2 protein-coding genes and 1 pseudogene are annotated in these 3,193 nt (G+C 73.3%); all 3 read right to left on the bottom strand.

All coding sequences use genetic code 11. From position 1 onward, the window contains the following. Positions 1-183 (bottom strand): annotated as a pseudogene (locus G3I65_RS23345) (hypothetical protein); the annotation flags it as partial. Positions 184-252: 69 nt separating this feature from the next. Beyond that, on the bottom strand, positions 253-1,698 hold the full coding sequence (locus tag G3I65_RS23340; RefSeq protein ID WP_160698001.1) for a SagB/ThcOx family dehydrogenase: 1,446 nt from the start codon (positions 1,696-1,698) through the stop codon (positions 253-255). A 51-nt stretch (positions 1,699-1,749) separates the two neighbouring features. Beyond that, positions 1,750-3,193, bottom strand: a 1,444-nt coding sequence (locus G3I65_RS23335; RefSeq protein ID WP_160698000.1) for a TOMM precursor leader peptide-binding protein, incomplete at its 5' end; no start/stop codon positions are given.

The raw sequence follows: 3,193 nt of genomic DNA, 5'->3' as shown, positions 1-3,193 counted from the left end.
GACCGGCCGCAGCACCCACGGCTCCGCACCGGTCAGCACGGGCAGGACGGCCAGCAAGGCCACGCCGGCGGCGGCCACGGCCTGCGCGCCCAGCACGAGCGCGCGGGAGTCCCGCCGCTCTTCCGCGAGCGGCGCGACCCGCCTCGAAAACAGCGAACCGCGCACCCGCACCGGAAAAACCACGGCCCCTCCCGCGTTACCCCCAGCACCCCAGGTCACCAAGGTAACAGGGCGCACCCCCGGTTTCAGGGGTCAACCGGCCCCGGGGAAGTCGAGGACGCACTCGCCAACGCTCACTTCGGCGGGCCACTCCAGTTTCAGTGAACGGTCGACGCGGTCGCCGGCGTCTACCGGCACGGCGTGCGCGGCCAGCCCCATCGCCTTCGCCGAGAGGTACAGGACCTGCTGGAGCGCGCCGACGTGCAGCAGCGTCGTCGCGTACGCGGCGCTGCCGAGCACCCAGGCGATCCGCGACATCCGCGCGGTCATCGTCAGCAGCACCGACGGCCTGCGATGGCTGCCGGCCCCGATCATCGCCAGGTCGAGCATGCCGTCCAGGGCCACGGCGTCGTCGTTGATGAGCGTCAGCGTGTGCCACAGCGGGTCGTAGTGGTAGATCCCGCGCCCGAGCCCCGCGCACCGGTTGATCGCGACGTAGATTTCGAGCTCGTACAGGCAGGCGACGCTGAAGTACGGCCGCTGGGACGCCTCGTGGCCGGGCCCGCCGGGCAGGTAGGTCGGCCCGATCGAACGCACCCGCGCGGCGCGGAAGAGGAACTCCCCGATCTGCTCGGCCGACAACGCGCGCTCGGTGACCTCCGGGCACACGTGGTCTTCTTCGAGCAACGAGCTCAGCGTCGGGTCGTTCGCCTTGAGCGCGGCCGGGTCGGGGCGGTGCAACGGGAAAGTCGGGCCCGCGGTGATCTGCTTGACCACTGGCGGCTCGGTGCCGGTCCGGCGCGGGCCCGGTTCCGAGGACCCGCCCTTCTGCCACGTCCGGCTGCGCGCGTGGAACATCAGGTCGTCCTGCGACCAGACGGCGAGGTCGTCGTCGCCGTCCTCGGCGAACTCCGCCCAGTCGTCGGCCGCGAGCACCACGCCGGCCGCCACCAGGAACGCGGCGATGTCGGCCACCACCGCTTCGGCCAGTCCCGTGGTCTCGGCGACCTGCGCGACGGTGACCGGCCGGGCGAGCGACGACGCCACGCTCACCGCGGGCGGGCGCAGCAGCGCGACCCGGTAGCGGGCGCGGGGCGATTCGAGCAGCAGCCCGCCGGCGTCCGGCCGCATCGCCGAGAACCGCGAAAGCTTGATGAGCCGCTCGGGCGGCACCGGATCGGCCGGGAAGACCGGGTTCTGCGTCACCGGGATCGCCGACAGCAGCGGCCCCCGGCCGTCGTTGAGCGCCAGCGAGTGCACGACCGAGCCGGACAGCTGGTTGAGGGCCTTGCGCAGCGCGCCCGCCCAGGCTTCGGCGCCGCCGCTCGCCGACGACGCGAGGTTGCCCATGGAGACCGGGCCGAGCACCATCCGGCCCAGTGATTCGCGAACCGGGCCGGGGATGCCCGCCAGCTCGTATTCACCCCACCAGGTGATCGCGACGATCGTGTCGTCGTCCCCTGCCTCCAGCAGGGTGTCTTCGGTGAGGGACCAGAGCCGGACGGTCTCCGGGATCCCCTCCTGGTGGTGTGCAGGCAAGACCAAACTCCTCAAGCGAACAGCGAACTCCGAACCCCCGCACGGGGGCGCTCAGAGGAACATCGGGAACGGGTTGAGCCGCTCGTACGGGGTCGGCGCTTCGAGCCTGCCCAGCGCGACCGGGACGTCGAAGAGCCGGCCGGGCGCGAACCGGGCCCAGAAGGGGCGCAGCCCCGGGACGAGCACCTTGACCACGGGGATCCCGACGTCCGGGCGCGTCTGGTCGAGCACCAGCAGTTCGAGGCCGGCGCGGTCGAACACCCGGCCCAGCGCCTCGACGTCGTCGCGGACGTCGGGCCGGTTGACGAACGGGAAGTCCGCGGCGGTGCGCATCCGCTGCCCCGCGGCCGGCCGCAGGTACGGCTGGTTCGCGACGGTCGCGTAGGCCAGCCAGCGCCGCGCGTCCGGGTCGTCGAGCCCCTGGCCCGCCTCCCGCACGATCGGCAGCATCTGGTTGAGCTCGGTCACCGCGCGGCGCACCGCGATCCGCGGGTCGAGGTGCGCACCGAAGCCCATCATGATGTCTTCGTGCGGGCCGTCGGTCCGCCGCGAAAGCGCGACGGTGACCGGGATCCCGAGATCGGCGGTCAAGTCGAGGACCCAGAGCTCGCGGCCGATCGCCGCGTAGTTGCCCGCCATCTCCTCCAGCCACGCGTCGGCGAAGGACGCCAGGTCCACGCCCGGCACCGGCGTCCGGTTGTACCACCACAGCGCCACGGCGTCACGTTCGACGAGTTCGAGCGCGCCCTGCAGGATCGCGTCCTCCAGGCTGCTGCCCGCCGCCGCGCCGTTCGAGTCGGCGCGCACCCCGGGCGCCGCGCTCTCCCGCGGGGTCCCGTAGTACAGGTACGACGTCGGCAGCAGGCGGCGGCGCCCGGACGGCGTCCACACCGGCGTCCAGTCGGTGCGGGCCGTGGGGTCGAACGGCACGGGGACCTGCTGGAAGTCGGCGTGCGCCCGGTTCCAGGCGCCGCGGTCGGCGTACTGCCGGTCGGCGAAGAGCATGCAGGCGTTGGGGTGGACGGCTTCCTCGCCCAGCTCTTCGTAGGAGCCGCGGATGCGCAGTTCGTCGCCCTGGAAGTTGCCGGAGAACCGTTCCGCCGCCTCGCAGAGCGCGCTGACCTCCGCGTCGAGCGGGCTGACGCCCTTGCCGCCGTTCTCACAGCGCAGCCCGGCGCGCAGCGCGGCCATCCCGGTGATGCCGCGGGCGACGTTGGGGCCGGAGCGGTAGGCGTTCGCGAACGGCGGCGCGGCCGGGTCGGGCTGGATCTCCTTGATGATCCCGGTGACCGGGCTGATCAGGTGCCGGTGCCGTTCGAGCATCTGCGACGGCGTCGCGGTGCGGTGCCCGCCGCCCCCGGTGGTCGCCTTCTTCGCCGGCCGCAGCGTCACCGGCCGGACCGACCGCCACGCGACCTGCCACGGGTCGCCGCAGCCGGGGCACTGCGGGCGGCGGCGCAGCTCGTGCAGCCTGCCCTGCAGGTCCAGCGTGTCG

Origin of the sequence: Amycolatopsis sp. SID8362 (assembly GCF_010550475.1) — a bacterium.
In the GTDB taxonomy this organism is placed as follows: Bacteria; Actinomycetota; Actinomycetes; order Mycobacteriales; family Pseudonocardiaceae; genus Amycolatopsis; species Amycolatopsis eburnea.
The sequence above is the reverse complement of the archived record's forward strand: the minus strand, read 5'-3'. Positions and strand labels throughout refer to the sequence as shown.